This window comes from Rhizobium sp. 'Codium 1', from assembly GCF_020889605.1.
Taxonomy (GTDB): Bacteria; Pseudomonadota; Alphaproteobacteria; order Rhizobiales; family Rhizobiaceae; genus Allorhizobium; species Allorhizobium algae.
In genome coordinates, this window is sequence record NZ_JAJGPW010000009.1 from 21,867 (window position 1) to 48,727 (window position 26,861).

Genomic DNA, 26,861 nt, shown 5'->3' on the forward strand with positions numbered 1-26,861 from the left:
CGTGTCAGTTGCCGACCGCGGCCGGCGGCGCTGCCGGCGCTGGTGCCGGAGCGGGCGCAGCCCGTCCTGCTCCACCGGTTCCTACTCCGCTGTTGAAGAAGCGGAAGAAGTCGCTGTCTGGCGAGAGAACCATCGTGGTCCCCTGATTGCTCAGCGAAGCAACATAGGCACGCATCGAGCGGTAGAACTCGAAGAAGGCCGGATCCCGCTGGAACGCATCAGCGAAGATGCTGTTGCGCTGCGCATCGCCCTCACCGCGAAGGATTTCCGAATCGCGCTGCGCTTCGGCCTGGAGTTCGACGACCTGACGGTCGGCGATCGCCCGGCGACGCTGGCCTTCTTCGTTACCGCGTGCGCGGATCAGTTCCGCTTCGGCCAGACGTTCGGCCTTCATGCGCTCGAAGGTCTGCTGCGAGACTTCCTGGGTAAGGTCGGTGCGGCGGATCCGAACATCCGTGACCTGCAGGCCGAGGCTTTCGGCAGCGGCCTGGAGATCGTCGCGAACATCCGACATCATCGAACCACGCTCTTCGGAGAGAGCCGCATCGAAGTTGCGCAGACCGTAGACGCGGCGGAGGGCCGCATCGAGGCGGGTGCGCAGACGCGACTCGGCGGCTTCGCGATCGGCAGAGACCGTTTCACGGAAACGGCGGGCATCGGTAATGCGATAGACCGCAAAGGCATCCACTTCATAGAACGCACCGCCACGGACCTGCACCCGGATATCCGGCAGGTCGAAGCGCAAGGCGCGGTCTTCGACATACTGGACTCGATCGGCGTCCATGAAGGCGAAAGGCAGCTTGAAGTAAAGGCCCGGTTCGGCCTTCACGTCCTGGATCTGGCCGAAGCGCAAAACAAGAGCCTGTTCGCGTTCGTTGACCACGAAGATCGACGAGTATGCCAGGAAGAGCGCGACGCCGATGGCGACGAGGAAATAGGGGAGACGATTTTCCATCTCAGTTCCCTCCCGTCGAAGACTGGCCTGCCGGCTGATTGCTCGACTGACGCGTGATTTCGTTGAGCGGCAGATAGGGCAGAACCCCCTGCTGTTCGTCGATGATCACCTTGTTCGAATTGCGCAGGACATTCTCCATTGTTTCAAGATAGATGCGCTGGCGCGTGACGTCGGGTGCCTTGACGTATTCGTCGTAGATCGAGATGAAGCGCTGCGCCTCACCTTCGGCTTCCTTGACGACACGATCCTTGTAGGCGGCCGCCTCTTCACGGATCTGTGCGGACTGACCGCGTGCCTGACCGAGACGCTGGTTGGAATACTGGTTGGCCTCTTCGACGAAACGGTCTTCGTCCTGCTGGGCGCGCTGGACTTCTTCGAAGGCTTCAGCCACCTCGCGCGGCGGCGCCGCATCCTCGATCGGAACAGCATTGATCGCGATACCGGAGCCGTAGGTATCCATGGTCCCCTGAATGATCGCCCGCACCTGCGTCGAGATTTCCTCACGATTGTCGCGGAAGACATCCTGGGCCGGACGACGGCCGACGACTTCACGCATGGCGCTTTCGGCCACCTGCTGCAGGGTCTGCGAAGGATCTTCCAGGTTGAAGAGGAAGGCCTGCGGATCGGAAACCGTGAACAGAACCGAGAACTGGACGCTCACGATATTCTGGTCGCCGCTGAGCATGAGCCCGGCGCCCGGATTGTTGGAGGTCGGACGACTGCCGACATTCTGCTGCTGCTCCGTGACCTTGACGATCTCGACCGATTCGACCGGCCAGAGATGGAAATGCAGGCCCGGCATCGAAATGTCTTGCTTCGGCTTGCCAAAGCGAAGTTCAACGCCGCGCTCGTCGGGCTGCACAGTGTAGATCGACTGCATGGCCCAGAAGGCGACAAGCACGATACCCACGATGACGAAGACGCCACCGTTGAAGCCACCGGGCACGACATTTTTCAGTCGATCCTGGCCCCGGCGGATGAGGTCCTCGAGATCCGGGGGCTGATTGCCGCCGCCGCCGCTGCCGCGTGGCCGGTTCGGCCCCTGCCCCCAGGGACCCTGATTGTTACCGCCGCCACCGCCGCCGCCCCATGGACCGCCGCCGCCGCCGTTTTGATTGCTCCAGGGCATCAATACCTCTTTGCTGTAAAAAGCTCCCAAGTCCCCCGCCCGCTGGCCGATCGGCTAGCATGCATGAGGTTCCAGAGGGTTATAGGTATCGTGGCCCCGCCTTTCAACGCGAAGGGGGCAACTTCTTCATCGGAAAGGGCAAATTTTGCGTTATCAGGCGCTTCTGCGACGGTATATCGCGTATCGCGTCGGGAAATTGTCCTTTTCGCCCGCCGGAACCGAAGTCTCCTCGATGAGCTCGAACACCGCAGGATCGATCTGTGGAAACGAGGTATCGCCATCCACGACGGTCTCGACATGCGTGACATGCAGCATGTCGGCGTGCTCAAGCGCCTGACGGTAGATTTCACCACCGCCGACGATACAGACTTCCGCGACGCCACTTGTGCGGGCCATGCTTTTCGCACGGTCCAGCGCGTCTTCGAGGCTCGTCGCGCTTTCCACGCCGGGCATGTCGAAGCCCTCGCTGCGGCTGACAATGATATGCAGACGACCCGGCAGCGGCTTCGACCCGACGGATTCGAAAGTCTTGCGCCCCATCACCAGCGGCTTGCCCATACTCAGCGCCTTGAAGCGCCTGAGATCCGTCGACAGCTTCCATGGCATGTCGCCATCACGGCCGATAATGCCGTTTTGCGAAACGGCCACGATGATCACGGTCTTGATGGGAGTCATGCTCTTTTGTCCTCGCCGCGCCTAGACCGCGATCGGTGCCTTGATGCTCGCATCGGCCTCATAGCCGATCAGGCTGAAGTCCTCATAGGCAAAGGAAAACAGATCCTTCACGACGGGATTGAGTTTCATCACCGGCAATGCCTTCGGCGTGCGGGTCAGTTGAAGCTTGGCCTGGTCGAAATGGTTCGCATAGAGATGCGCATCACCCAGAGTGTGCACGAAATCCCCCGGCTCGAGCCCCGTCACCTGGGCCATCATCAAGGTCAGCAGCGCATAGGACGCGATGTTGAAGGGCACGCCGAGAAAGATGTCGGCAGAGCGCTGGTAGAGTTGGCAGGAGAGCCGTCCGTCGGCGACGTAGAACTGGAAGAGGCAGTGGCAGGGTGGCAGCGCCATTTCGTCGACCAGCGCCGGGTTCCAGGCGGTGACGATATGCCGGCGCGAATTGGGGTTCGTCTTGATGCTCTCGACGAGCCGGGCCATCTGATCGATATGGCCGCCATCATAATCCGGCCAGGACCGCCACTGCGCACCGTAGACAGGTCCGAGATTGCCGTCTTCGTCGGCCCATTCGTCCCAGATGCTGACGCCATTTTCCTTGAGGTAGCGGATATTCGTGTCACCCTTCAAGAACCAGAGCAGTTCATGAATGATCGACTTCAAGTGCAGGCGTTTGGTCGTGATGACAGGAAAGCCGTCGGCCAGATCGAATCGCATCTGATGACCGAACACGGAGCGCGTGCCGGTCCCGGTGCGATCGCCGCGGTCACTGCCATTGTCCAAAACATGGCGCAAGAGGTCGTGATACTGGTGCATGGCTCTAGTCCCGATCTATTCTAGGCACAGCTTACTTCCGGCGCGACCTTTAACCAATCCGCCAAATCGTCTTTTCCCCGCTCGATCGCTGCCTGCGCTCCGGGGAATTTATCGCAGACCGACGATTGTGCTTCCACCCTCTTTTCATCAGGGACGGAAACACCTATATCAGCCTTGCCGGGGCTTGCTCCGGATATGGCGATAAACGGTCGATGTAATAAACCTATTGGACCCGGGGGCGGTACCCGGCGCCTCCACCAAAAACCGGTCGATGACGAAGTCTTTGCGGACCGGCTTTTGATGGGGGCGAAATAGGATCGACAAGGGCGTAAAGATCGAACTTTTGCTCGGCATGATACCGCCGTTATCGGGTCACAAGTGTAGTTGCAAACGACAACAACGCTAAGGGTTACGCTCTCGCTGCCTAACGGTGGTGCGGGAAACCCGCTCTAAGTCCTTAGGGTTAGCCCCTTAAGGCGGGGTCCGAAGGCACCTGGCAACAGAAGCCTTCACCTAACTTCTCCCTCAGTCTTTCCCCATGAATTGCTTCGGATTTCGCCGCTACCCGCAGGCCGCGAATTGATGTACATTCGCCGAACCAGTTTAACGCGTCGGGGCTTTTCCGCGTCGCCGCGTCATGGCATAAGCCGTCGAAATCGGCATGATTAGGAAAGCAGGATCTGATGGGGCACGACCACATTCGCTACGACATTCTGGCCCAGGACGCCCTGCGCGGAGTCATCCGCAAGGTCTTGACCGAGGTTGCGGCGACAGGCCGGCTGCCCGGTGACCACCACTTCTTCATCACCTTCCTGACCGGAGCGCCGGGCGTGCGCATCTCCCAGCATCTCAAGGCGAAATATGCCGAACAGATGACGATTGTCGTGCAGCACCAGTTCTGGGAGCTCAAGGTTACCGACAGCCTTTTCGAGATCGGCCTCTCCTTCTCCGACACGCCCGAGAAGCTGGTCATCCCCTTCAATGCCATCCGCGGCTTCTATGATCCGTCGGTGAACTTCGAACTCGAATTCGATGTCCCGTTGACGGAGGAGGAAGAGAACGACGCCGAAATCACGGCTTATCCGGTGGAGGCCATTGCGAAGACGGATGAGCCGGAATCAGCGAAATCGGACGAGAAGAAGGAAGGCTCCGTCGTCTCGCTCGACGCCTTCCGCAAGAAGCAGTGATCTGACGAATGGCCGGGCCGATGCCCGGCCGTCTTCATCGAGGGACCAGAATGGCCGCAGACGTCGTCAATCTCCGCCAGTTCCGCAAGGCGAAGGCCCGTAGCGAGCGCGAGACGACCGCCGAACAGAACCGCATAACCTACGGGCGGACCAAGGCGGAAAAGTCCCTCACCCGGGCGCAGAATGACAAGGCTTTCCGCGAACACGAGCAGGGCCGCATCGAAAAGTCGGATCCGGAGTAAGGGCCCGCCTGTCCTTGGCGATCCTGTCAGCGCCATCCTCCGAATATTGTCCCGGGGAACCGCCATGATCCGCAAGCGCTCGATCACCCTTCACGGCCACAGGACGAGTTTCTCCGTCGAAGACGCGTTTCTCGACGAACTCAGGACAATCGCCTCTGAACGTGGACTGAGTTTCGCGGCCCTGATCGCAGACATCGACGAAGCCCGGCCACTTGATTCGAACCTCTCTTCCGCATTGCGCCTCTTCGTGCTGCGGGACCTGAAGGAGAGGCATCAACGGCCATGAAATACACAATGCGAGACAGGCATATTTAGGTATCGCGTTGTATCGTTCATCCTGTGATTCCCGAAGGGTAGATCCTAGGGCCCATCGCCGCCGGATTTTGTATTGCCTCTGGCGAATCGTTCCAGCACCCATTCAGCAAGAGGCCATTTTCCATGACGACGGTTTCCACCTCGACTACCCAGACGATCTTATCGTCCACAAGCAACTCGACCTCTGCAATCAAGTCCGAGATCGCAAGTCTTGAGGCAAGCATTTCCAGTCAGGAAGAGGCCTTGAGCTCGGCCACTACGGACGACGAGGAAGCGGAAATCAATGAAGCGCTCACGGAGCTCCGCGCAGCACTGGCCGCTGCCGAAGCGAAGCTGGCCCAGCTGAAGCCGACGTCCGAACCGACGGCAGAAGTTCAGGCCGAAACCCTGCTGTCGGGTGAAAGCGAAACGATCGGCACATCGAACCTCTCCGAGAATGTCGAAGACACACCCTTTGGTGAGCGGACAGCGTATGTTTGATCCGGTCGATCCGGTCCTGGACCCGGTTCAGTTGACCCCCGGCAAGCCATTGAACTGAAGTTCCGGCAGGGGCTGGCGGGTCACCCGCTCCTCCGGCGCCACTGGCACGACCGGTTGCGATGGAACCGTCTCCGTCGTCACAAAGCCCCGCTCCTCCGGAATCGGCGGATCAGAGGGCTTCGGAGCCGCGTCAGCCTCTCTGGCAGCCTCCAAGGCTGCTGCATCAGCTTCCGCCTTCAAACGGGCTTCTTCTTCCAGTCTGAGCCGTTCAGCCTCAGCACGCCGGCGCTCGTCGTCTCGGGCGCGTGCAAGGGCTGCCTCCCGCCTGAGCCTCTGCTTCTCCAGAACGGTCGCCTGCAGTGCCTCGACCCGCCGCCGCTCGGCCTCGAAGGCTCGCAAGGAGAAGAAATTGGTGAGCTCAGTCACGTCGAGCACCCGTTCGGGCGCAAGGGTCGGCCCCTCGAGCAACAGGCGTAGATCGGGCTGTGTCCCGTCCATGGCAGCATCCCCGGCATCGAAGGCAATCCCGACCTCCCCATCCAGCGTGCCGGCACGCAGATCCAGTCGCAGCGCGCCGTCGAGTTCTGCCTGCGCCGTCTGATGGGTCGCGGCCTGGACACGCACGGTGCCGTCCGACAGCGCGAAAGGCACGGTTACGTCCCCCAGCGGCGTGGATCCGGCCGTGATCAGTCTGTCCACGAGCGCCAGGACCTTTTCCTCATCGATCTCGGTGCCGAGCGCATCGGCTTCGGTGATCAGCCTCGGCATGATGGACAGATCGAACTCATCCAGCGTCAGGCCCTTCATCCGCGCCTCTCCGGATCCGCTCGACAGTCCGATCAGCTCTGCCGGCGTCTTGCCACCACCCTCCACGACGAAGGTGAGGTCCATGCGACCCGAAGGACTGTCCGTCGTCGCGATGCCTCGTTCGACACGCAAAGCGTTGACCATGCGGGCGATATCGCCGTCGGCCAGATCGAGCCGCGCTCGAAGGAAACCGTTTCCGTCGGTGTTCGCCACCGAGAAGCGCCCTTTGATCCGCCCGCCCAGCCAATCGGCCGACACATCATCGAAGGTGAGTTCGCCGGCCTTGTTGCGAAGGGTTCCGGATAGATCGGTCATGGCTTCGCCCAGACCGGGCCAAAGCCGGTTGACGGTCAGCCCCAGATCGAGATCGAAAGGCAGTGCCATGGGCCCCAAGGCTGCAGAAGACAGAGTGCCGCTTGTCGGATCTCTGAGCGGGCCGACCGCGGATTCCGCCAGCCAGTCGAGGTCGAGCTGATCGAGAGTGACCTTCCCGACGGCAGATGGCACCGCAGTCGTCAGATCGACACGCCCCTCGGCCGCGACCGCTTGACCGGCAAGGCTCGCCTCGAAACTCTCGACGGCAAGTTGGCCCTTGGCCAGCGAAAGCCGCGTTTCGCCCGCGATCGGTACGCCGGTCGCTGCATCGGGCAAGCTCAGGCCAAGTGCCATCAGATAAGGGCCGATATCAGCACTTTCGAGCGAGACCTGCCAATCACCGTCAAGAAGGCCGGACGTGTCAAACGCTGTCAGTTCCGCGGTCGCGTCGAGGGTCGTTGCGACGCCGTCGAAGCGCACAACGGCCTCGGCATTCCCATCACCTGCTGCGTCAAGCGTGAGGGTCAGCGCACCGCCCTCCCCGATCGTCCAGGGCAAGGGATTGAAACCTGCTTGCCCGAGCAGGATCTGCGCCTCATCGTTTTCGAGCTGCAGCTCGAAGCGCCGCTCGCCGCCTGACAGAAGGGTCGACAGATCACCAGCGCCAGCCTTGAGCGAAACCACACTGTCAGAGGCTCGACCGTTCGCATCAAGAACCACCGCCCCGTCTTCCGGAACGCTCAGCGTGATCTGGATATCCGTGTCCTGATACCAGAGTGCCGCCTTGGCCAGCCGTTCGATGATGGGGCTGTTCGGCAACCGCTCACGCAGCAGCGCCAGGAACGGTTCCGGGTCGGCAGATTTGAATGCGATCTGCCCCTCGCCGACCGGCTGGGTCTCGGTATCTCGCAGCTTGCCGCTGACGCGCAACGAACTGCCGGCCACACTGCCAAGGTTCAGGCGCTCGATGGCAAGCTGGCCGGACTGGTAGGTCACGATCGCCTCGACCTGTTCGGCGGTGACGCCGAATGCCAGCAATTCGTCGACATTCAAACGGGCAGCGACCCGTTCGGCCAGAAGACGCTGTTCGGCATCCTCACCGATGATGAGGGCTGCGATCGCCCGCGCGGCGTCCAGATCAAGCTTTTCTCCATCGAGATCGACGGAAAGGCTTGCCGCGGAACCGGCGCGCGATTCGCGTTCGATCCGGCCTTTCAGGGGCTCCGCACCGATCGCAAGCTCCAGCTTCTCGAAGCGTTGCAGCTCCGGGGTCAGGTTGACGGAGGCGGAAAACCCGGCGGATGTCAGCCCGCGGATGGCCGGATCCACCCGGCCTGAGATCCAGGTGGCCAGTCCCGACGGTTGTGTCGAGGCGACAAGCAGGTTTCCTTCGAAGGACGGCGTGCCGATGAGCACCAGCCGTCCGCTCGCCTCGACCTGGGTGCGTCCAGGCAACAATCCGACAGCCCTGTCCACGGTCCAGCCGTCACCGGCCGGGCGAATGTCAAGCTGCAGATCCCGGAATACAGCATCTCCGGCCACAAGCGCCGGCAGCCGAAGGCTTGCCCGGCCGGGCACCTTGGGAATCGGGATCTGCGCGGCTGTCGCCAGAAGCAACACCATCCTCTGCTGGACAGAAACGGACCCGTTCCGTGACGTCTTTGCCCGGCTCCCGTCGGCCGCCAGCCGGTTGACATCGACCTGCTGCCCCTCGGCCGTCAGCAGGAATTCCGGATTCGTACCCGTGTCGAGCTTGGCTTCACCGGTGATCACATACGGGTCGACGAAATCGCCAAGTTCCAGCCGGTAGGTCGGGATGGTGATGCTGTCATTCGCCAGCTTGAACTCACCACGAACGCGCGGGGCCGGCACCGGCTTCTGGCCGGCCTCGAAAGCCTCGGGCGCGTCGGCGACTTTCCAGGTCGACGTGAAGTTTCCTGTGTAATGCGGCTTGCCGTCTTGGAGGGCCAGATCCCCCTCAAGCATGAGGTCGAAAGGTCGCCTCTCGGGATCGATGCGCATCCTCAGCGGCAGGGAGGTCCCGGCGAATTCGGATGTCGTGAGGCCGAAACTTGCCGCCTCTCCATCCAGTTCGGCACGTCCCTCGATGGACCACGGACCGGCGAGCGTGCGCGCAGAAAGAGACGCGTCGAGATTGGTCACGATCCGGTCGCGTCCCGACTGCTGATCGATGAACTCGATCGTACCACCACTGACGGAGACCTTTTCCAGGACCACGGTGCGGGCGGGAATGCTCGGCCTGCTGCCGCGCAGCCAGTCCAGCGAACCATCCGCCAGCAAACGGATGCGCGCCTGCGGCTCCTCGATCCGCATGTCGAAAATGCGGGCCTCCCCTGAGAGGAAAGGCGCAAGCTCTGCGTCGAGCGAAAACCGCGCCACCCGCACCAATGGCGTCCCGTCGACATCGGTGCCGACGGTCACATCCTCCATGGTAACAGAGGGGAACGGCAGGAGCCGCGCGCTGACCGCTCCATTGACCACAACCTTCTTGCCGAGCAACTGGCTCGCCTGGTCCTCGAAGTTCTGACGGAAATTGGTCCAGTCGACGAAGACAGGCGCCAGCAGGGCTGCAAAGAGCGCAACCACCACAAGACCGCCAAGCGTTGCCAGTATGCGTCCGAGCACGGATGTTCACTCCCTTGATTACGGCCCGAAGGTAACGCAATTCACCAGCGGGGCAACCCGCAAGCTCTTGCAGTCACTGGCGAAAGATCTTGCCGGGATTGAATATATTGTCAGGATCGAGGCTCGCCTTGATGGCGCGCATCGCCGGCAGTGCCGAGCCGAGTTCCTGCTGCAGATAGCCGATCTTGCCCTGCCCGATCCCATGCTCGCCCGTGCAGGTGCCATCCAGCGCAAGTGCTCGGCCATTCAGCCGCTCCAGGAAGGCTTCCGCCTTTTCCACATCCGCTGCATCCTTGTCGTTGAAGAGCAGAAGAACGTGAAAATTGCCGTCACCCGCATGCCCGACGATCGGAGCGAGAAACCCCTGTTCGCGAATGTCGGCCTGCGTTGCGGCAACGCATTCGGCGAGCCTGGAGATCGGCACGCAGACATCGGTCGAGAGTGCTGCAAGCTCCGGCGCCAGCGCCCGGCTTGCCCAATAGGCATTGTGGCGGGCCTTCCACAACTGGCTCCGTTCTTCCGCATTCGCCGTGTAGGCGAATTCATCACCGCCGAAATCGGCCGCGATCTCTCTGAACTGCGCGGCCTGCAGGGCGACCGTCTCCTCGGTGCCGTGAAACTCGACGAAGAGCGTCGGGCGCTCGGCATAGGAGAGCTTCGAATAGGCGTTGCAGGCGCGGATCTGCATCTCGTCGAGCAACTCGATTCGCGCAACCGGAATGCCCAACTGGATGGTCATGATCACCGCGTTGCAGGCGTCTTCAAGCGTGGGGAAGGCGCAGACGCCGCCACTGATCTTGGCCGGAATGCCCTGCAGACGCAGCGTGATCGAGGTGATGATGCCGAGCGTGCCCTCCGAACCGACAAAGAGACGCGTCAGGTCGTAGCCGGCCGAGGATTTGCGAGCCCGCCGGGCCGTGCGGATCTCTTCACCATCGGCGGTGACGACGGTGAGCGCCAGGACATTGTCCTTCATCGTGCCGTAGCGCACGGCATTGGTGCCGGAAGCGCGCGTCGCCGTCATGCCGCCGATCGAGGCATTGGCACCGGGATCGATGGGGAAGAAAAGGCCGGTGTCACGCAGATAGGTGTTGAGGTCCTCGCGGGTTACGCCCGGCTCGACCGTGCAGTCGAGATCCTCGGCATTGACCGAGAGGATCCTGTTCATCCGGGTAAAGTCCACGGAAATCCCGCCACTGGGGGCGTTGACCTGCCCCTCCAGCGACGAACCGGTGCCGAAAGGAATGATCGGCACACGATGGGCAGCGCAAACACGCACGATCTCCTGCACTTCGGCCGCAGCTTCGACGAATACCACCCCGTCGGGACGCTGCGACGGCAGATAGGTGGTCGTGTGGCTGTGCTGCTCCCGAAAGCTTTCGCCGATCTGGAAACGTTCGCCGAAACGCTGTTTCAGCATGGGCAAGACCAGCGCGATGCCGTCTTCATTGCGCTTGCCGTTGATTACATCCTTGCGGGCCATCCGCGACCTCTCGAATTCAGCCATGGGGCGCAGCGGCGACGTGCCGGTGCGCCCCTGCTATGGGATAGGCCTTGAGATTTGTCCAGACGGCCGATGCGCACATCCAAGCGCTCTAGCCGGTCACTCCGCTGCAATTCGCGGAGGAGCACCGGCATCATTGGCGATCTTGAGCGTGGCATCCTCCAGCTCCGTCTTCAGGCGCGCCTCTTCCTGGGCATGTGGCTTGGAGAAGCCTGCCAGCAACAGGTAGGCAACGGGGGTGATGTAGAGCGTGACCAGCGTCGCGAAGCCGAGACCGCCGACAATCACCCAGCCGAGCGCGATGCGCGCTTCGGCACCTGCACCTTGCGCCAGCACCAGCGGCACCCCGCCGAGCACAGTCGCGATCATCGTCATCATGACCGGACGCAATCTGATCGTGCAGGCCGTCTCGATCGCCTCCCGCACGGAGAGCCCCCGGTCACGGAGCTGGTTGGCGAATTCAACAATGAGAATGCCGTTCTTCGCCATCACGCCGACGAGCAGCACGAGACCGATCTGGCTGTAGACGTTGAGCGTCGACCCCGTCACGATCAGCGCGAACACGGCACAGGCCAGACCGAGTGGCACCGTGGCCATGATGATCAGCGAGGAGATCACACTTTCGAACTGCGCGGAGAGCACCAGGAAGATGATCGCGATGGCGAAGCCGAAGGTGAGCGCCATGCCATAGCTGTTCTCTTCCAGCGTCGCAGCCTCCGCAAGCGGAATGAGCCTTGCACCAGGCGGCAGGAGCGGCTGAACGATCTGTGTCACCATCTCGACGGCATCTCCAAGAGCGACACCATCCCCAAGCCCGGCCGAGAAGGAAACCGAGGCAAGCTGTTGCTCGCGGTTCAGGGTCGGCGAGACGGCCTTCTCTTCCAGCGATGCAATGGTCGACATCGGCACCACGCGGCCATCGGATGTCGTGAGGAAGATGTTTTCCAGATCCGTCGGATCGTTGATCGGCTGGGTGCTCGACACCAGTCGAACTGGGATCGAGTTACCGTCAACGAAGACGTCCGTGACCGAACGCCCCTCGAGCAAGGCTTGCAAGGAGGTGCCGATGGCGCCGATATCGATGCCGAGATCGGATGCGCGTTCCCGGTCGATCGTCACCGAGATCTGCGCCTGGGTCGGCTCGTTTTCGAGACGCGGTGTCTGGAATTCGGGGCGGACACTCAGTTCCTCGACGATCTTGATCGCCGCGGCCGTGAGCGTCTCATGGTTCGAGCCGACCACCGCCATCTGCAGTCCACTGCCAGCGCCACGAATACGCAGACTGTTGGTCTGGAACACGTTGCCGCGAAGCGCCGGCACCTTGGCGGCCGCCGCATTCACGTCCTGAACGATCTCGTTCTGGTTGCGCGCACGCTCTGACCACGGCGCGAGCGTCATCACCATGAAGGCGCTGTTCGACGAGCCCTGTCCGGAAATCGAGAAGATGTTCTGGATCTCGCCACTGTCTCTCAGCGGCTGCAGGTTTTCCTCAACCCGCTGCAACTGGTCGCGGGTATAGGCGAGGCTCGACCCTTGCGGTGTCGAAAGCCGCATCAGAACCAGGGAGCGGTCCTCGCGGGGTGTGATCTCGCTCTGGATCCCCGTAAAGGCAACATAGGCCGCCCCCGAAAACACCAGGGCGAAGATGCAGACCAGCAGAGGATTACCGAGCCCGGCCCGCAGTGTCCGTGCATAGAAGCCGGCGAAACGCTTGCCGAATGCACTCAGCAAGCCGCGGTCGTCCTTGGTTTCGCGTGACAGCATGCGCGATGCCATCATCGGGCACAGCGTCAGGGCGGTGGCCGAAGAAAGCAGCACCGCGAAGGCGAGCACGAAACCGAATTCGCGGAACAGGCCGCCGAGCTGGCCCGGCAGGAATGACAGGGGCACAAAGACCGCAGCGAGCGTCGCCGTGGTCGCAATGACGGCAAAAAACACTTCCTGCGTCCCCAGCACCGCCGCGGCGCGCGGCCCCATCCCCTCCGCCCGACGACGGACGATATTTTCGAGCACGACAATTGCGTCGTCCACCACGAGACCCGTGGCGAGAACGATGGCAAGCAGGGTCAGGATGTTGAGCGAAAAGCCGACGAGATAGATCGCCGCCAGCGTCCCGATCAAGGCGACCGGCATGGTGAGCGCCGGGATCAGGGTCGCTCTCCAGTCGCGCAGGAAAAGGAAGAGGACCACGAGCACGATGACGGCCGAGAGCCCGAGCGCGATCTCGACCTCATGCAAAGCCCCCTGAATGAAGACCGCGTCATCGCTGGTGACGATGACACGCGTACCCTCAGGCAGGGCGCTCGCCATGGCATCCACGGCGCCATGAACGCCTGCCGAGATGTTCAAGGTGTTGGACTGCGCCTGGCGGATGATGCCGAGGCCGACGCCCTGGACGCCATTGGAACGCAGCGAGGTCGAGCCTTCGTCAGGCCCGAGTGTCACCGTTGCCACATCGCGCAGCCGGACGCGATCGCCGATCAGGACGTTCTCGAAATCCTCGACCGTGGTCAGATTGGCGGTCGCCCGCACGACGATGTCTTGTGTCTGCGATTCAAGCGAGCCAGCCGGCACGTCGAGCGAAGAGTCCTGGAGCGCCGTTGCAAGGCTGGCGATGCTGAGCCCCCGGCTGGCGAGCGCCGCCTGGTTGACGTCGATCCGGAAGACCTTTTCCTGATCGCCATAGACCTGGACGTCGGCGACGCCTTCGACTGCTGCCAGCCGGTCGGAGATCTCGTTGTCGACCAGAAGCGTCAGATCTTCCATGGAGAGCGTGGTGGAGGTCACGGCAAGCCGCATGATCGGCTGCGAGTCCGCATCCGCCTTCACGATGCGTGGTTCATCCGTATCGTCGGGCAACTGGTTACGCACCCGCCCCAGCGCATCGCGCACATCGTTCGCAGCGACGGCCAGGTCGACACTATCGCTGAATTCGAGCGTCGTCCGGCTGTCCCCGAACTGGGAGCGCGAGGACATCGACTTCAGACCACTCACCCGGGCGACGGCGCCCTCGATGATGCGCGTCACCTCCTGATCCATGGTTTCGGCCGAAGCGCCGTCATAATCGGTGCTGACCGTGATCACCGGCTGGTCGACATCGGGCAATTCGCGAATTTCGATGCCGGCCAGGGCCGCGAGACCCGCCACGACGAGCAGGGTGTTAAGGACCGCCGCGAGAACCGGCCGGCGGACGAAGAGCGCGGTGAAGCTGCGCCCGGACTGTTCGGAAGCGTTCTCTGTCGAACTCATCGTACGGCAACCTCCCCGGATCCGGCCTTGGCTTGTCCAACAATCTCGATCGCCCCACCCTCGCGCACACGCTGCAGGCCTTCGACCGCCACGACATCCCCTTCCTTCAACGACGCCTCGACCAGGATCTGGTCCGAATTGCGCTGAACGATCGTCACACGCGTCTTCACGGACTTGTTATCGACAATCTGCCAGACGAAGGATCCCTCACCGTCCCACTGGACCGCGAGCGGATTGACCGCCGCATATCGATCACCGGGGAAACGCATCGATACGGCAAACGACATGCCGGCACGCAGGACATCGTCCGGATTGTCGATCTTCGCGCGAATTCGGATCGTGCGACTTGCCTGATCCACACGGCTGTCGACGGCCTCGACGACGCCGTTGAAGGCCTGTCCCGGGCGCGAGACGGACCTTGCCTCGACCGGCATGCCCGGTCGGACAGCTGCCACGAAACGCTCGGGAGCCCAGAAATCGACCAGAAGCTGGCTGCGATTGTCGAGGGAAACGATGGCGGTCGTGTTCGTTACATTGTCGCCGACATTGACGCCGACGATCCCGATCACGCCGTCGATCGGTGCCACGATGTCGCGGCGTTTCAGGTTCAGTTCGGCCGTGGTGAGCTGCAGCTGTGCCTGCTCCTCAGCGATCTGCGCATCCAGGACATCCAGTCGCGAGAAGCTCTGCAGGTTTCGGTAGGATTCGGCTTTTTCCTTGGCGCTGCGCAGCGCCACGGCCGACTGGTCGCGCAAGATAACCTGTTCTTCCCGATCCAGCCGGGCGATCACGTCGCCCTTCGTCACTTTCTGGCCGGACGAGACCAGGATCTCCGCAAGGGTCCCGGAGGCCTGCGGCATAACGGTCACGGCCTCGATGGCCTCTCCGTCGCCGATCGCGCTCAACCGGTCGTTCACCACGCCCATGGTCACCGGCTGCGTGGCCACAAGAATGGCCTGGTTGCCACCGCCACGACGGTTGCCCTGAGCCTGGCCGCCGCCTTGCCCTTGTCCTGCACCTTGTCCCTGGCCGCCGGACTGCGCCTGCCGCCTGCCCTGTCCTTCACCCTCAGGCCCGCTGGACAGCAGCGCGACCGCCGATGCCGGCACGCCCATGGAAACGAGCGTTCGCCCTGCTCCGGGTGAAAAATAGACCAGGGCACAGAGACCCGCGAAGAGAACGGCAAGACTGATGGCGAGTTGCTTCCAAATCGGCATGCAAGGCTCCAAAATGTAAAAACGGAATGTCAGGCGCTAAGTATCGGGTGCAAACGGTCGGTGGCAATGGCACAACGTCAAGCTTACTGATTTGTAATCTCGCGTCTTTTCACGCCACCGTGAACACGGCTCGGTTCACACCGCAGATATGCGCCGCTTCCACAATATCATGGGCGGCGTCCGGAGACGTTTGAAATCCGTGAGTTAGCAGGCGCGAGGAATAAAACCAGAACGCCGTCACTGGCCTTTCCGACCCGAATCACTACATTGGGCCGCATGAGTAACGGTTTCGACGACATTCCATTCTTCGATGAAGAACCCGCGCCGCGCAAGCCGGCTGCGTCTCCGGCCCCTGCTGCAGAACCTGGAGCGTCCTCCGGTGGTGGCCTCGGCATTGCGGCCCGCGCCATGGCCGCCCGGAACCAGGCCCGCGCGCCCGACTATCTCTCCGGTCTTAACCCCGAACAGCGCGAGGCGGTTGAAACCGTCGATGGCCCCGTATTGGTACTGGCCGGTGCGGGTACGGGCAAGACCCGCGTGCTGACCACCCGGATCGCCCATATTCTCGCGACCAATCACGCCTATCCCAGCCAAATCCTCGCGGTGACCTTCACCAACAAGGCTGCGCGCGAGATGAAGGAGCGCGTCGGTCATCTCGTCGGCGGTGCAGTCGAGGGCATGCCGTGGATGGGCACCTTCCACTCCATCGGCGTCAAGCTGCTGCGCCGCCATGCCGAACTGGTTGGCCTCTCCTCCGCCTTCACCATTCTCGATACCGACGACGTCGTGCGCCTCATCAAGCAGATCATCCAGGCCGAAGGGCTGGATGACAAACGCTGGCCGGCCAAGCAGTTCGCCCAGATGATCGACGGCTGGAAGAACAAGGGTCTCGATCCGGCGCAGATCCCGGAGGGCGATGCCCGCGCCTTCGCCAACGGCAAGGGGCGCGAACTCTATGCCGCCTATCAGGCCCGCCTCAAGACGCTCAATGCCTGCGATTTCGGCGACCTTTTGCTGCATCCGATCCGCATGTTCAAAGCCAATCCGGATGTGCTGAAGGAATACCATCAGCGCTTCAAATATGTCCTCGTCGACGAATACCAGGACACCAACACCGCCCAGTACATGTGGCTGCGCCTGCTTGCCCAGCGTCCGCCGGGCGTGCCGCAGAATGTCTGCTGCGTCGGCGACGATGATCAGTCCATCTATGGCTGGCGCGGCGCGGAGGTGGACAACATCCTGCGCTTCGAGAAGGACTTCCCCGGCGCCAAGGTCATCAAGCTTGAGCGCAACTACCGATCGACGGAACACATCCTCGGTGCGGCCGGCTTCCTGATCGCCCACAATGAGGGCCGCCTCGGCAAGACGCTGTTTACCGACCGTGTGGATCCCAACGACGACAAGGTCGTGGTTCACGCCGCCTGGGATTCGGAAGAGGAAGCCAGGGCCGTCGGCGAGGAGATCGAACAGCTCCAGCGCAATCAGCACCCGCTGAACAACATGGCAATTCTGGTGCGCGCCTCCTTCCAGATGCGCGAATTCGAAGACCGCTTCGTCACGCTCGGCCTTAACTACCGCGTCATCGGCGGCCCACGCTTCTACGAGCGCCTCGAAATCCGCGATGCCATGGCTTACTTTCGTCTGGTCTGCCAGCCGGCCGACGATCTCGCTTTCGAGCGTATTGTCAACACGCCCAAGCGTGGCCTCGGCGACACGACGATCCGCAATCTGCACGATTATGCCCGCGCCCGGGATATCCCGATGCTGGCGGCAGCGACCGACATCATCGAAACGGATGAATTGAAGCCCAAAGCCCGCAAGGCGCTCTTCGACGTCGTGACCGATTTCCGCCGCTGGCAGTCACTGCTCGAAACCACGGCACATACCGAGCTCGCAGAGCAGATCCTCGACGAAAGCGGCTACACGGCGATGTGGCAGAACGACAAGTCTGCCGAAGCGCCGGGACGACTGGAAAACCTGAAGGAACTCATCCGCTCGATGGAGGCCTTCGAGAGCCTGCGCGGTTTCCTTGAGCACGTGTCGCTGGTCATGGACGCCGAGACCAACGAGAACCTCGACGCCGTCTCGATCATGACGCTGCATTCGGCCAAGGGTCTGGAATTCGAGACCGTCTTCCTGCCGGGCTGGGAGGAAGGCCTGTTTCCCCATCAGCGCGCGCTGGACGAGGGCGGCCGCTCGGGCCTCGAAGAGGAGCGCCGGCTTGCCTATGTCGGCATCACGCGAGCCAAGCGCCGTTGCCACATCTGGTTCGTCTCCAACCGACGCATCCATGGGCTGTGGCAATCTACCCTGCCGTCCCGCTTCCTCGAAGAATTGCCGCCTGCGCATGTGGAAGTTGCCGAGTCGGAAACTTCCTATGGCGGCTATGGCCGAAATCCCTATGGCCAGTCCCGCTTCGACAAGCAGGAGCCCTTCCAGAACAGCTATTCGACGCCCGGCTGGAAACGCGCCCAGGCCAACAAGACCGATGCCACGCGTGACAACTGGGGCAGCCGCTCCGGCCATGCCGTCGAGCGCATCGGTTACGGTGAGAGCGGCCCGAGGGCGAAGACCATCGACGGCGAACTCGTCGCCAAGTCGTCGACGACCGAACCCTCGCGTTTTTCGGTCGGCGACCGCGTCTTCCATATCAAGTTTGGCAATGGCAACATCGCGTCGATCGACGGCAACAAGCTGACGATCGATTTTGACCGGGCCGGCCAGAAACGTGTTCTGGACGGGTTTGTGGAGCGAGTAGCATGACATAAAGCGTCACTCGACCAGCCCGGGATCTAATGGTAAAGCCGCCGCAATGATCGAAAAGACCAAGGGACAAACACTGTGTCCGGAATGCTGAATAGAACTGTTGCGCGAGTTCTTTACTACACCCAAAATACCGTACGAGACGCAATTCCACGCCGCTATTTCATCGCAAAACGTTCTGGCGTCCTGAACGCGATTGAAAAAGCCGATCTTGCAGAAATCTCGTCGCGCCTTGAGTACTACAACAAGCTGAGCGGACCATTTTCTGCGTCATCTGGTAGTCATGCGATAGAAGAAACACGCCGAGACAGAAGTCGATATTATTTTGACTTCATGGAAGCTGCTCGATACTTCGATGGAGATTTGCGGGTCAGGACGATGTTCGGTGACATTACGCATGTTCCGGACCTTCCCACCATTGTCAAAAGCAGGCCTATCGGAGATACAAACCAGAATTCTGTGCTGATGAAACTGGACAAGTTCCGGCATTTCCAAGGCGTGAACGATCCGCGTCCATTTGCGGAAAAACAGTCCAGGATTGTATGGCGAGGATCACCGAACAATAGGCTTCGGCACGCACTCCTCGAGAAGTTCTACAACCACCCTTCATTCGATGTGGGTTCAACGGGAGGCAGCGCTCCTACCGACTGGCAAAAGCCCTTCCTGTCCATTAGCGACCAACTGCGCTACCGCTACATCGTTTCAATCGAAGGCAATGACGTAGCAACCAATCTGAAGTGGATCATGTCAAGCAATTCACTGTGCTTCTCTCCAAGACCGAAGTACGAGACCTGGTACATGGAGGGGCGCCTGGAAGCAGGTCGACATTATGTCGAGATCCGGGATGACATGGCGGACATTGAGGAGAAGTTTCATTATTACGAAACCTATCCTGAAGAAGCGAAGAAGATCATTGACCAAGCGCAGACTTATTTCAAATCATTCCTGGATGAAAAAAAAGAACTCGCTCTCTCCATATTGGCACTTGAAAAATACCTGAGTCTTAGCGGGCAATTGCAAGCGCACAGCATTTTCAAGTAACCGCAGCACCGACCTCACGCCACGCTCACGCGGCGCCAGTCACCTCTTCCGCCGCAAACGCCATCTGCCAGTGGCGTCGGCAGAGCGACGTGTAGGTCTCGTTGCCGCCGATCAGGACCTGTGCGCCGTCCCGCTGCGCCGTGCCATCCTCACCCATGCGCACGACCATGGTCGCCTTGCGACCGCAATGGCAAATCGATCGAGCCTCGGTCAACTCGTCTGCAATTGCCAGCAGGACCTTGGAACCCGGAAATAGTTCACCGCGAAAATCCGTCCTCAGGCCATAGGCCATGACGGGAATATCGAGCACGTCGACAATCCGTGAAAGCTGCCAGACCTGCTCGGAGGTCAGGAACTGTGCCTCGTCGACGAAGACGCAGGAGAGCGGCGATTTCTGATGATCTGCCTTGATGGCGGTGAAAAGGTCGTCCTCCGGGCCGAAAGCATCCGCTTCCGCCTTGAGACCGATCCGCGAGCCGATCCAGCCCTTGCCGACACGGTTGTCGAAGGCGCTGATCAGCGTGGCAACCCGCATACCGCGTTCCTGGTAGTTATAGGCCGCCTGCAGGAGGAGCGTCGATTTGCCAGCATTCATGGTGGCATAGATGAAATGAAGTTTGGCCAAGGCGTCGCTGCTCGTGATGGGATCCCGTGTCGAAGCCGTCTTATCGGATCGGCACGACAACGGACAAGGACCACACGGCGTTGCCAACAGGAAGTATCAAGGCAATGAGCGAGAAAACCTCAGCCCTGGGCAGCTTCCTCTCGGTGCAGCCACATCAATTCGACCTGGACTGCCGCCTGAAAGTCCATGATTTCCGCCCGCATCTCGTCTTCCGGGCAGCCGAGTTCGAGGAGTTCGTTCCCGAGACCGCGGCAGGTCGCCTTCCAGAATTCCGTCGCGGCATAGCCATTCAGCCGATCGAGTTCGATCGCGGAACGGCGCACCAGATCCCTACGGTTCGCAAGCGGAAAGAAGGCGATGGTTGGGGTGGTCGGGCCATTCATGGCTTGGCTACTCATGCGAAACATCCTCACGTTACGACATGTGTTTAGAATCACATGGTTAACGTTCCGTTTCGCGGCAATGCCCGACATGCCGAACTGCCCCGAAAATGAACCCGCCCGAAGTGTTCGGGCGGGTTCACGTCGCTTAATCCGGGAGCGTGTAGGCGATGACATAGTCCCCCGGGTCGGTGCCGACGGAGCCGTGCCCCCCGGCCACCATGACGACATACTGCTTGCCGTCATCCAGAGCATAAGTCATCGGCGTCGCCTGCCCGCCGGCCGGCAGCCGCGTCTCCCACAACTGGTCGCCTGTGGTCAGATCATAAGCGCGCAGATAGTTGTCGACGGCCGCCCCCAGAAAGACCACGCCACCCTTGGTGATCATAGGACCACCAATGCCGGGAACGCCGACCTTGAACGGCAGCGGCAGCGGCGTCATGTCCATGACGGTGCCATTGCGCTTCTGATAGGCAATCTGACCCGTCTTCAGATCGACACCGGCAATCGTTCCCCATGGCGGAGCTTGGCAGGGAATGCCGAGCGGCGACAGGAACGGTCCCATGATGACCCCATAGGGTGCACCATCATTGCGGTTCAGCCCCTGCTCGGATCCAGTGGCGCCGGCCTCCTTCGGCGGAATTTCGGACCGCGGCACGAGCTGCGAGGTAAAGGCCAGGTAGGTCGGCATTCCGAACATCACCTGCCGCTCAGGGTCGACCGCGACCGAGCCCCAGTTGAATGTCCCGAAATTGCCGGGATAGACGAGCGTCCCTTCCAGCGAAGGCGGCGTGTACTGGCCCTCGTATTTCAGCTGGTGGAACTGGATCCGGCACATCATCTGGTCGATGATCGTCAGACCCCACATATTGCTCTCGGTCATCGTCGGCGGCCGAAAGGTGAGATCCGAAATTGGCTGCGTCGGCGCTGCGAAGTCCTCCGGGATCGCACCACCAGGGGCCGGGATCTCCCGTACCGGGATAATCGGTTCGCCATTGCGGCGGTCGAGCACATAGATGTCGCCCTGCTTGGTCGGCCCGATCAGGGCTGGCACCACAGTACCGTCGCCACGGTTGAGGTCCATCAGGACGGGCTGTGCCGGTACATCCATGTCCCAGAGGTCATGATGCACGGTCTGGCGCACCCAGCGGTCCTGTCCGGTATTCACGTCGAGCGCAACGATAGAGGAGGCGTATTTCTCGACACTCTCGCTGCGACCCATGCCGAGCTGGTCGGGGACCTGATTGCCGAGGGGAATGTAGACAAGGCCGAGCTCTTCATCGACCGAAAAGATCGACCAGCTGTTCGGCGAATTTGGCGTGTAGGTTTCGTCCGGCCCAATGGGCGCGGTCTGCGTGGGATTGCCGCTGTCCCAGTTCCAGACCAGTTCCCCTGTGTTGACGTCGAAGGCTCGGATGACGCCTGAGGGAGACTGTGTCGAATAATTGTCGTTCACCGCACCGCCGATGATGATCTTGCCTGCAGCGATCACCGGTGGCGAGGTCGAATAGTAGTAACCCGCCGGATTGTAGGGCATGTTCTGCTCGAGCCGCAGCGTGCCGCCATTGGCGAAATTCTCGCAGATGGCGCCGGTACCCGCATCAAGCGCGATCAGCCGGGCATCCGACGTCGGCAGGTAGACACGCTCGGCGCAGACGGTGTCTTCGAGGGCGGACGGATCCTTGTAGTAGGTAACGCCTCGGCAGGTCTGATGCTGCCGGTCCGGATTGAGACCTGCATTCGGATCGAATTTCCATTTCTCCTGCCCGGTCGCCGCATCCACGGCAATCGCCCAATTGTGGGGCGTGCAGAGAAAAAGCGTGTCTCCGACCTTGAGCGGCGTGACCTGATAGGTCGTTTCGCCCACATCCTCCGGCAGCTTCACATCGCCGGTTTGATAGGTCCAGGCGATCTTCAGATCCTTGACATTGTCGGTCGTGATCTGGGTGAGCGGCGAATAGCGCTGGCCATAGGACGTGCGGCCATACTGGTGCCAGTCGGCATCGGGAACATCACCACCAAGAGCAGGCGCGGCAGCTACCTGTTCAGTCGGCAGCGCACCGTGGCGCCCATAGGGCTCGACGAACAGGGAAATGCCGGCAACGACGACGGACACCAGGACCGGCACGGCGACCGGCAGCATGCTGGCCGCCACCCGATCTCGCCGATGAACGGGACCGAGCCTCCTCCGGATTGCCCGCAGCATCAGCCACAGGCCGAGCACGACGATGAGGCCTCCGCGCGGGCCAAGCTGCCACCAGTCGAGACCGACTTCCAGAACAGCCCAGATGAGGCTTACAAGGATGAATACGCCGTAGACCCAGAGCGCTTCCGCGCGCCTGAAGAAAAGCAAGACAGCTGTTGCCAGCAGGGCCAGCCCGGCGAGAAGGAAATAGGGACTGCCGCCCAGGATGAGAAGCTGTATTCCCCCTGCCCCGAGAACGAGTCCCAGGACCCCGAAGACGACGGCGGTAACGATGAGAAACATGCCGGTTCCATTCGATGCTTAGAAGTGGCGGATACGACCGCAAGGCGCGGTCGCGTCTAAGAACGCTTTGAGCGGAACGATGGAACCAAATGATTGTTCCATATTTCGGAACCCTCGGAAAACACGGACCCTGGCCTTGATCCCGAGCGTGGTGATTGCCATCTTGCGCCGCACATGGATTGGAGCGTGATCATGACGAAGGCCCTTCTGCTCATCGACATCCAGAATGGATTCTGCCCGGGAGGCAATCTACCGGTTGCGGAAGGTGACGAGGTCGTGCCCGTCGCCAATCGCCTGATGGCAAGCGGCAAGTATGACATCATCGTCGCATCGCAGGATTGGCATCCCTCCAACCATGGCAGCTTCGCCTCCCAGCATCGCGGCAAGAAGCCCTTCGACATGGGAGAGCTTTCCGGCCAACCCCAGGTCATGTGGCCCGACCACTGCGTACAGGACAGCGTCGATGCCGAGTTCCATCCCGAACTCGCGACCGATCGCATCGACTTCGTGCAGCGCAAGGGTGAGAACCCTAAGGTCGACAGCTATTCCGCCTTCCGCGACAATGACAAGGCGGCACTCACGGGTCTTGCCGACTGGCTGAAGGCAAAGGGCGTGACAGAGCTCGATGTGATGGGGCTTGCCACAGATTACTGCGTCAAATTCTCCGCGCTCGATGCGGTGGACATGCTGCCGGGGGCAAAGGTCCGGCTGATTGCGGACGGCTGCCGCGGCATCGACCCGAAAGGCGTTGAAGAGGCCATCGAGGCCATGCGCCAGGCGGGTGTCGAGATCACTGACAGCAGCCGAATCGGTTTCTGAGCAAGTTTCTGCAAAGGATTCGTGCGATTGCCTTTTTTGACGGCAAGCGTTAGAGCCGAGCCAATGAGAAGACAGGGAGAACGCCGGTCATGGAAATCGTCACCACGATCGCCGCTTTGCGACAGAAGCTCGCGCCCCGCCGCCGCGCCGGCCATACCATCGGCTTCGTGCCGACCATGGGTTATCTGCATCAGGGGCACCTCAGCCTCGTCGGCTTTGCCAAGTCTGAAAACGAGGTGACGGTCGTCTCGATCTTCGTCAACCCGCTGCAGTTCGGCAAGAACGAGGATCTCGAAAGATATCCGCGTGACCTCATCCGCGACAGTGCGATGCTGGAAGAAGCAGGCGTAGACTTCCTTTTCGCCCCCGATGTCCAGGACATGTATCCGGAGCCGATGCAGACGGTGGTCGATCTGCCGAAACTCGGCTCCGAACTCGAGGGCGAGGCCCGTCCCGGCCATTTCGCCGGTGTGGCGACCGTCGTCACCAAGCTCTTCAACATCGTCCAGCCCGACAGCGCCTATTTCGGCGAGAAGGACTATCAGCAGGTCACGATCATCCAGAAGATGGTCAAGGATCTTGCCCAGCCTGTGCGCATCGTTCCCGTGGCCACCGTGCGCGAGGGGGACGGTCTCGCCTGCTCGTCCCGCAACGTCTATCTTTCGGCCGCCGAGCGGGCCGCGGCGGTCGTCGTGCCGAGGACACTCGCCGAGGCCGAGCGCCTGGTTCGGACCGGTATCCGTGACGTGCCGACACTGGAAGCGAAACTCGTCGAGTTCATCCGCACCGAACCGCTTGCCGAGCCTGAGGTCGTGGCCATCCGGGACCCGCGCACCCTGGAGCGGATCGATAAGGTGAAGGACACGGCACTTGTCCTGCTCTACGTCCGCTTCGGCAAGACCAAGCTTCTCGACAACCGCATCATCGGCCAAGCGGCCGCCACCGGCATGGAGGCCGCCTGACATGAGCACACCACCCCGCCAGAAGCGCCTGACACCGGCCGACATCACAGCCCTCAAGGGCGTCACGCCGATCGTCTCGCTCACCGCGTACACGACACCTGTTGCCCGCATTCTCGACCGCCATTGCGACCTGCTCCTGGTCGGCGATAGCCTCGGCATGGTGCTTTACGGCATGGAGACCACCGTTGGCGTCACCATGGATATGATGGTCGCCCACGGCCAGGCCACGATGCGCGGCACGTCACGCGCCTGCGTGATCGTCGACCTCCCCTTCGGCGCCTATCAGGAGAGCAAGGAACAGGCTTTCCGCAATGCCGTGCGCCTGATGAAGGAAACCGGCTGCGACGGCGTGAAGCTCGAAGGCGGGGCGGAAATGGCCGAAACGGTCGAATTTCTCGTCAGCCGCGGTGTTCCCGTCTTCGGCCATATCGGCCTGATGCCGCAGCAGGTGAACACGTCCGGAGGTTATCGCTCCAAGGGCCACAGTGAAGCGGAGCAGGACAAGATCCGCCGCGACGCAAAGGCGATCGACGAAGCCGGTGCCTTCGCCATGGTGATTGAAGGCACGGTCGAACCCCTCGCCCGCGAAATCACCACAACGGTGAAGGCGGCTACGATCGGAATCGGCGCCTCCCCCGCCTGCGACGGCCAGATCCTCGTCTCCGACGACATGCTCGGGCTGTTCAACGAATTCAAGCCGCGCTTCGTCAAGCACTACAGCGAGTTGGCCGACGTCATCGACAAGGCCGCCGGGGGGTATGCCGCTGAGGTAAAGGACCGCATTTTCCCCGGCCCGGAACACACCTTCCAGATCCGCCCGAAGAAATAGCGGAAATTTCGATGGGCCGCCCTGCTGATCGGAATTGTGTCCCCGGTTTACGAGAAGGCGCGGCAGAGTTGGATGATGCGCGATCCGCACCGCGAAACGCAGCCATCACAGAAGCGATCCAGCATGCTCGATTGCTGATAAGGCCGCGACATTGAAAGACTATCGCCCCGACGTGATCTTTGTTGTCAGCGGCGAAGTCTGGCGCGACTTCTGTGCACTGCGCGAGGCATGGGGACATCCTTTGACAGTGGGACTGTCCGACGAGTGCGTTACTTATGTCAGAAGCGCAATAAGGGCGGGAGATGCCGCAAAAGCAGCGCATTGGAGGGCCGTTCGGGATCTCGCGACGCAATACGGCCTGTCCTGGATCAGTGCGGTTGAAGTGGATGGGACACTGGTTCAGGAAGAACCTGAACACAGTATTTTCAGATATCCGCCGCTGTCTCAGCGCAAACGGGTGGTGATTGACGGTCGGAGCCCGGTATCGATCTGACGGCAATAACAACCACGCCGGGGCGCCGGGAACCCGGTCAAACGTCCAGCCACGGTCCGCCCACCCTGAATGCAACTTTTCGACAAGACGCCGGCAACCTCCCGATGGCATTGGCAATCATCAACGCCGATGGTCGTTCCATCAGTGGAATTGGTTTGTCCGCAAGACAAACAGGCGTTAGCGAGCAGATGAACGCGAGAACAGCCCAGATGTCCCGATCCGAATTCGCCCAAGGTGCGCTGAAGGCGCTTCCCGTCATCATCTCGGCCGGTCCGTTTGCGGTCCTCTTCGGAGCGGTCGCCGTCGCAAACGGCCAGACCGTGGCTGAGGCGGCGCTGATGAGCGCAACCGTCTACGCGGGCGCCAGCCAGTTGGTCGGTATCGAACTGTTCGGCCAGAACGTGCCCATGTGGGTCGTCGTGCTCTCGATCCTCGCTGTCAACTTCCGTCACATCCTGTATTCGGCCGCACTCACGCCCTTCATCGATCACTACACATTCCCGCAAAAGATGCTGAGCTTCTTCTTGCTCACAGATCCGCAATTCGCCGAGGCTATCGCCCGTGGCGAAAGCGGTCGCGCAGTGAGCTTTCCCTGGTACTTCGGCTTCGGCGCAATGATCTACGTGCCCTGGGTCTCCATGAGCGCAGTCGGTGGCGCGCTCGGCAGCGTCATGGGCAATCCTGCCGACTGGGGCATCGACGTGCTTCTGCCGATCTATTTCCTCGGCCTCGTCCTCGGCTTTCGAAAGCGCGGCAATTTCCTGATGATCGTCACCGTGAGCGCCGTGGTCTCGGTCATTGCCCAGCACCTGATCGGCGCCCCCTGGCACATCAGCGTGGGCGCGCTTGCCGGCATCTTGCTGGCAGCCGTTCTTCCGCTGCCGGTGGCGGCAGGTAAGGAGACCGCACTGTGACGACCCTGCT

Annotated in this window: 22 protein-coding genes and 1 other RNA gene; 12 read left to right on the plus strand and 11 right to left on the minus strand. The window is 61.4% G+C overall.

The window, feature by feature from the left end; all coding sequences use genetic code 11:
• Window positions 1-4: 4 nt before the first annotated feature.
• From hflC to LJE98_RS18685, 4 genes are all read right to left on the minus strand, one after another.
• A complete protein-coding gene (gene hflC / locus LJE98_RS18670; protein ID WP_229576779.1) occupies window positions 5-955 on the minus strand; it encodes a protease modulator HflC in 951 nt (316 codons plus the stop codon).
• 1 nt (window position 956) lies between these two features.
• Window positions 957-2,084: an FtsH protease activity modulator HflK gene (hflK, locus tag LJE98_RS18675; RefSeq protein WP_229576780.1), complete on the minus strand. Its 1,128-nt coding sequence runs from the start codon at window positions 2,082-2,084 to the stop codon at window positions 957-959.
• Between the two features lie 153 nt (window positions 2,085-2,237).
• The gene (locus LJE98_RS18680; RefSeq protein WP_229576781.1) at window positions 2,238-2,759 is read right to left on the minus strand and encodes a dihydrofolate reductase; all 522 of its coding nucleotides are present in this window, start codon (window positions 2,757-2,759) and stop codon (window positions 2,238-2,240) included.
• 21 nt (window positions 2,760-2,780) lie between these two features.
• Window positions 2,781-3,575, minus strand: a complete 795-nt coding sequence (locus LJE98_RS18685; protein WP_229576782.1) for a thymidylate synthase — start codon at window positions 3,573-3,575, stop codon at window positions 2,781-2,783.
• A 137-nt stretch (window positions 3,576-3,712) separates the two neighbouring features.
• On the opposite strand from LJE98_RS18685, the gene ssrA reads away from it, so the two are divergent.
• The 5 genes from ssrA (at window position 3,713) to LJE98_RS18710 (ending at window position 5,799) form a co-directional block, all read left to right on the plus strand.
• Window positions 3,713-4,089, plus strand: a transfer-messenger RNA (tmRNA) gene (ssrA, locus tag LJE98_RS18690).
• 169 nt (window positions 4,090-4,258) lie between these two features.
• Window positions 4,259-4,762 (plus strand): SspB family protein, encoded by a 504-nt coding sequence (locus tag LJE98_RS18695; RefSeq protein ID WP_229576783.1) that lies wholly within the window; start codon window positions 4,259-4,261, stop codon window positions 4,760-4,762.
• 50 nt (window positions 4,763-4,812) lie between these two features.
• The gene (locus LJE98_RS18700) at window positions 4,813-5,004 is read left to right on the plus strand and encodes a DUF4169 family protein (RefSeq protein ID WP_229576784.1); all 192 of its coding nucleotides are present in this window, start codon (window positions 4,813-4,815) and stop codon (window positions 5,002-5,004) included.
• Window positions 5,005-5,068: 64 nt separating this feature from the next.
• Window positions 5,069-5,290: a ribbon-helix-helix domain-containing protein gene (locus LJE98_RS18705; RefSeq protein ID WP_229576785.1), complete on the plus strand. Its 222-nt coding sequence runs from the start codon at window positions 5,069-5,071 to the stop codon at window positions 5,288-5,290.
• 152 nt (window positions 5,291-5,442) lie between these two features.
• Complete coding sequence (locus LJE98_RS18710; protein ID WP_229576786.1) at window positions 5,443-5,799, plus strand: hypothetical protein; 357 nt, start codon at window positions 5,443-5,445, stop codon at window positions 5,797-5,799.
• A gap of 27 nt (window positions 5,800-5,826) precedes the next feature.
• Here LJE98_RS18710 and LJE98_RS18715 read toward each other — a convergent pair whose 3' ends face one another.
• The 4 genes from LJE98_RS18715 to LJE98_RS18730 form a co-directional block, all read right to left on the minus strand.
• A complete protein-coding gene (locus tag LJE98_RS18715) occupies window positions 5,827-9,567 on the minus strand; it encodes an AsmA family protein (RefSeq protein ID WP_229576787.1) in 3,741 nt (1,246 codons plus the stop codon).
• A gap of 73 nt (window positions 9,568-9,640) precedes the next feature.
• Window positions 9,641-11,050, minus strand: a complete 1,410-nt coding sequence (locus LJE98_RS18720) for an FAD-binding oxidoreductase (RefSeq protein WP_229576788.1) — start codon at window positions 11,048-11,050, stop codon at window positions 9,641-9,643.
• 120 nt (window positions 11,051-11,170) lie between these two features.
• Window positions 11,171-14,320 carry an efflux RND transporter permease subunit gene (locus LJE98_RS18725; protein WP_229576789.1) on the minus strand — a complete coding sequence of 1,050 codons (3,150 nt, stop codon included), beginning with the start codon at window positions 14,318-14,320 and terminating at the stop codon, window positions 11,171-11,173.
• Window positions 14,317-15,537: an efflux RND transporter periplasmic adaptor subunit gene (locus tag LJE98_RS18730; RefSeq protein ID WP_229576790.1), complete on the minus strand. Its 1,221-nt coding sequence runs from the start codon at window positions 15,535-15,537 to the stop codon at window positions 14,317-14,319. Before LJE98_RS18730 ends, LJE98_RS18725 begins: the two co-directional genes overlap by 4 nt.
• A gap of 276 nt (window positions 15,538-15,813) precedes the next feature.
• On the opposite strand from LJE98_RS18730, the gene LJE98_RS18735 reads away from it, so the two are divergent.
• A complete protein-coding gene (locus LJE98_RS18735; protein WP_229576791.1) occupies window positions 15,814-18,300 on the plus strand; it encodes an ATP-dependent helicase in 2,487 nt (828 codons plus the stop codon).
• A gap of 87 nt (window positions 18,301-18,387) precedes the next feature.
• Window positions 18,388-19,341, plus strand: coding sequence for a glycosyl transferase family 90 (locus tag LJE98_RS18740; RefSeq protein ID WP_229576882.1), 954 nt, complete (start codon window positions 18,388-18,390; stop codon window positions 19,339-19,341).
• A gap of 25 nt (window positions 19,342-19,366) precedes the next feature.
• Here the strand turns inward: LJE98_RS18740 and LJE98_RS18745 are convergent, their stop codons facing one another.
• The 3 genes from LJE98_RS18745 to LJE98_RS18755 all read right to left on the minus strand — a co-directional run bounded on the left by LJE98_RS18745 (window position 19,367) and on the right by LJE98_RS18755 (window position 22,834).
• On the minus strand, window positions 19,367-19,966 hold the full coding sequence (locus LJE98_RS18745; RefSeq protein WP_229576792.1) for a thymidine kinase: 600 nt from the start codon (window positions 19,964-19,966) through the stop codon (window positions 19,367-19,369).
• Between the two features lie 119 nt (window positions 19,967-20,085).
• Entirely contained in the window at window positions 20,086-20,364 is a 279-nt protein-coding gene (locus tag LJE98_RS18750) for a DUF6074 family protein (RefSeq protein WP_229576793.1), read from the minus strand.
• 130 nt (window positions 20,365-20,494) lie between these two features.
• Entirely contained in the window at window positions 20,495-22,834 is a 2,340-nt protein-coding gene (locus LJE98_RS18755; RefSeq protein WP_229576794.1) for a glucose/quinate/shikimate family membrane-bound PQQ-dependent dehydrogenase, read from the minus strand.
• A 192-nt stretch (window positions 22,835-23,026) separates the two neighbouring features.
• Here LJE98_RS18755 and pncA point away from each other — a divergent pair, with 192 nt between their 5' ends.
• The 5 genes from pncA (at window position 23,027) to LJE98_RS18780 (ending at window position 26,851) form a co-directional block, all read left to right on the plus strand.
• The gene (pncA, locus tag LJE98_RS18760) at window positions 23,027-23,653 is read left to right on the plus strand and encodes a bifunctional nicotinamidase/pyrazinamidase (protein ID WP_229576795.1); all 627 of its coding nucleotides are present in this window, start codon (window positions 23,027-23,029) and stop codon (window positions 23,651-23,653) included.
• An 89-nt stretch (window positions 23,654-23,742) separates the two neighbouring features.
• Window positions 23,743-24,615, plus strand: coding sequence for a pantoate--beta-alanine ligase (gene panC / locus LJE98_RS18765; RefSeq protein ID WP_229576796.1), 873 nt, complete (start codon window positions 23,743-23,745; stop codon window positions 24,613-24,615).
• Window position 24,616: 1 nt separating this feature from the next.
• Window positions 24,617-25,444: a 3-methyl-2-oxobutanoate hydroxymethyltransferase gene (panB, locus tag LJE98_RS18770; protein ID WP_229576797.1), complete on the plus strand. Its 828-nt coding sequence runs from the start codon at window positions 24,617-24,619 to the stop codon at window positions 25,442-25,444.
• Between the two features lie 151 nt (window positions 25,445-25,595).
• Window positions 25,596-25,937 (plus strand): hypothetical protein, encoded by a 342-nt coding sequence (locus LJE98_RS18775; RefSeq protein WP_229576798.1) that lies wholly within the window; start codon window positions 25,596-25,598, stop codon window positions 25,935-25,937.
• A 209-nt stretch (window positions 25,938-26,146) separates the two neighbouring features.
• Entirely contained in the window at window positions 26,147-26,851 is a 705-nt protein-coding gene (locus LJE98_RS18780; RefSeq protein ID WP_229576799.1) for an AzlC family ABC transporter permease, read from the plus strand.
• The last annotated feature ends 10 nt before the right edge of the window (window positions 26,852-26,861 follow it).

Bases quoted from the DNA above. Each gene is read 5' to 3' on its own strand.
- hflC (WP_229576779.1), bottom strand. From the start codon at position 955: ATGGAAAATCGTCTCCCCTATTTCCTCGTCGCCATCGGCGTCGCGCTC.
- LJE98_RS18780 (WP_229576799.1), top strand. From the start codon at position 26,147: ATGTCCCGATCCGAATTCGCCCAAGGTGCGCTGAAGGCGCTTCCCGTC.
- LJE98_RS18710 (WP_229576786.1), top strand. From the start codon at position 5,443: ATGACGACGGTTTCCACCTCGACTACCCAGACGATCTTATCGTCCACA.
- LJE98_RS18755 (WP_229576794.1), bottom strand. From the start codon at position 22,834: ATGTTTCTCATCGTTACCGCCGTCGTCTTCGGGGTCCTGGGACTCGTT.
- LJE98_RS18700 (WP_229576784.1), top strand. From the start codon at position 4,813: ATGGCCGCAGACGTCGTCAATCTCCGCCAGTTCCGCAAGGCGAAGGCC.
- LJE98_RS18725 (WP_229576789.1), bottom strand. From the start codon at position 14,320: ATGAGTTCGACAGAGAACGCTTCCGAACAGTCCGGGCGCAGCTTCACC.
- panC (WP_229576796.1), top strand. From the start codon at position 23,743: ATGGAAATCGTCACCACGATCGCCGCTTTGCGACAGAAGCTCGCGCCC.
- pncA (WP_229576795.1), top strand. From the start codon at position 23,027: ATGACGAAGGCCCTTCTGCTCATCGACATCCAGAATGGATTCTGCCCG.
- LJE98_RS18740 (WP_229576882.1), top strand. From the start codon at position 18,388: ATGCTGAATAGAACTGTTGCGCGAGTTCTTTACTACACCCAAAATACC.
- LJE98_RS18685 (WP_229576782.1), bottom strand. From the start codon at position 3,575: ATGCACCAGTATCACGACCTCTTGCGCCATGTTTTGGACAATGGCAGT.
- LJE98_RS18730 (WP_229576790.1), bottom strand. From the start codon at position 15,537: ATGCCGATTTGGAAGCAACTCGCCATCAGTCTTGCCGTTCTCTTCGCG.
- LJE98_RS18720 (WP_229576788.1), bottom strand. From the start codon at position 11,050: ATGGCCCGCAAGGATGTAATCAACGGCAAGCGCAATGAAGACGGCATC.
- LJE98_RS18705 (WP_229576785.1), top strand. From the start codon at position 5,069: ATGATCCGCAAGCGCTCGATCACCCTTCACGGCCACAGGACGAGTTTC.
- hflK (WP_229576780.1), bottom strand. From the start codon at position 2,084: ATGCCCTGGAGCAATCAAAACGGCGGCGGCGGCGGTCCATGGGGCGGC.
- LJE98_RS18680 (WP_229576781.1), bottom strand. From the start codon at position 2,759: ATGACTCCCATCAAGACCGTGATCATCGTGGCCGTTTCGCAAAACGGC.
- LJE98_RS18695 (WP_229576783.1), top strand. From the start codon at position 4,259: ATGGGGCACGACCACATTCGCTACGACATTCTGGCCCAGGACGCCCTG.
- LJE98_RS18735 (WP_229576791.1), top strand. From the start codon at position 15,814: ATGAGTAACGGTTTCGACGACATTCCATTCTTCGATGAAGAACCCGCG.
- panB (WP_229576797.1), top strand. From the start codon at position 24,617: ATGAGCACACCACCCCGCCAGAAGCGCCTGACACCGGCCGACATCACA.
- LJE98_RS18750 (WP_229576793.1), bottom strand. From the start codon at position 20,364: ATGAGTAGCCAAGCCATGAATGGCCCGACCACCCCAACCATCGCCTTC.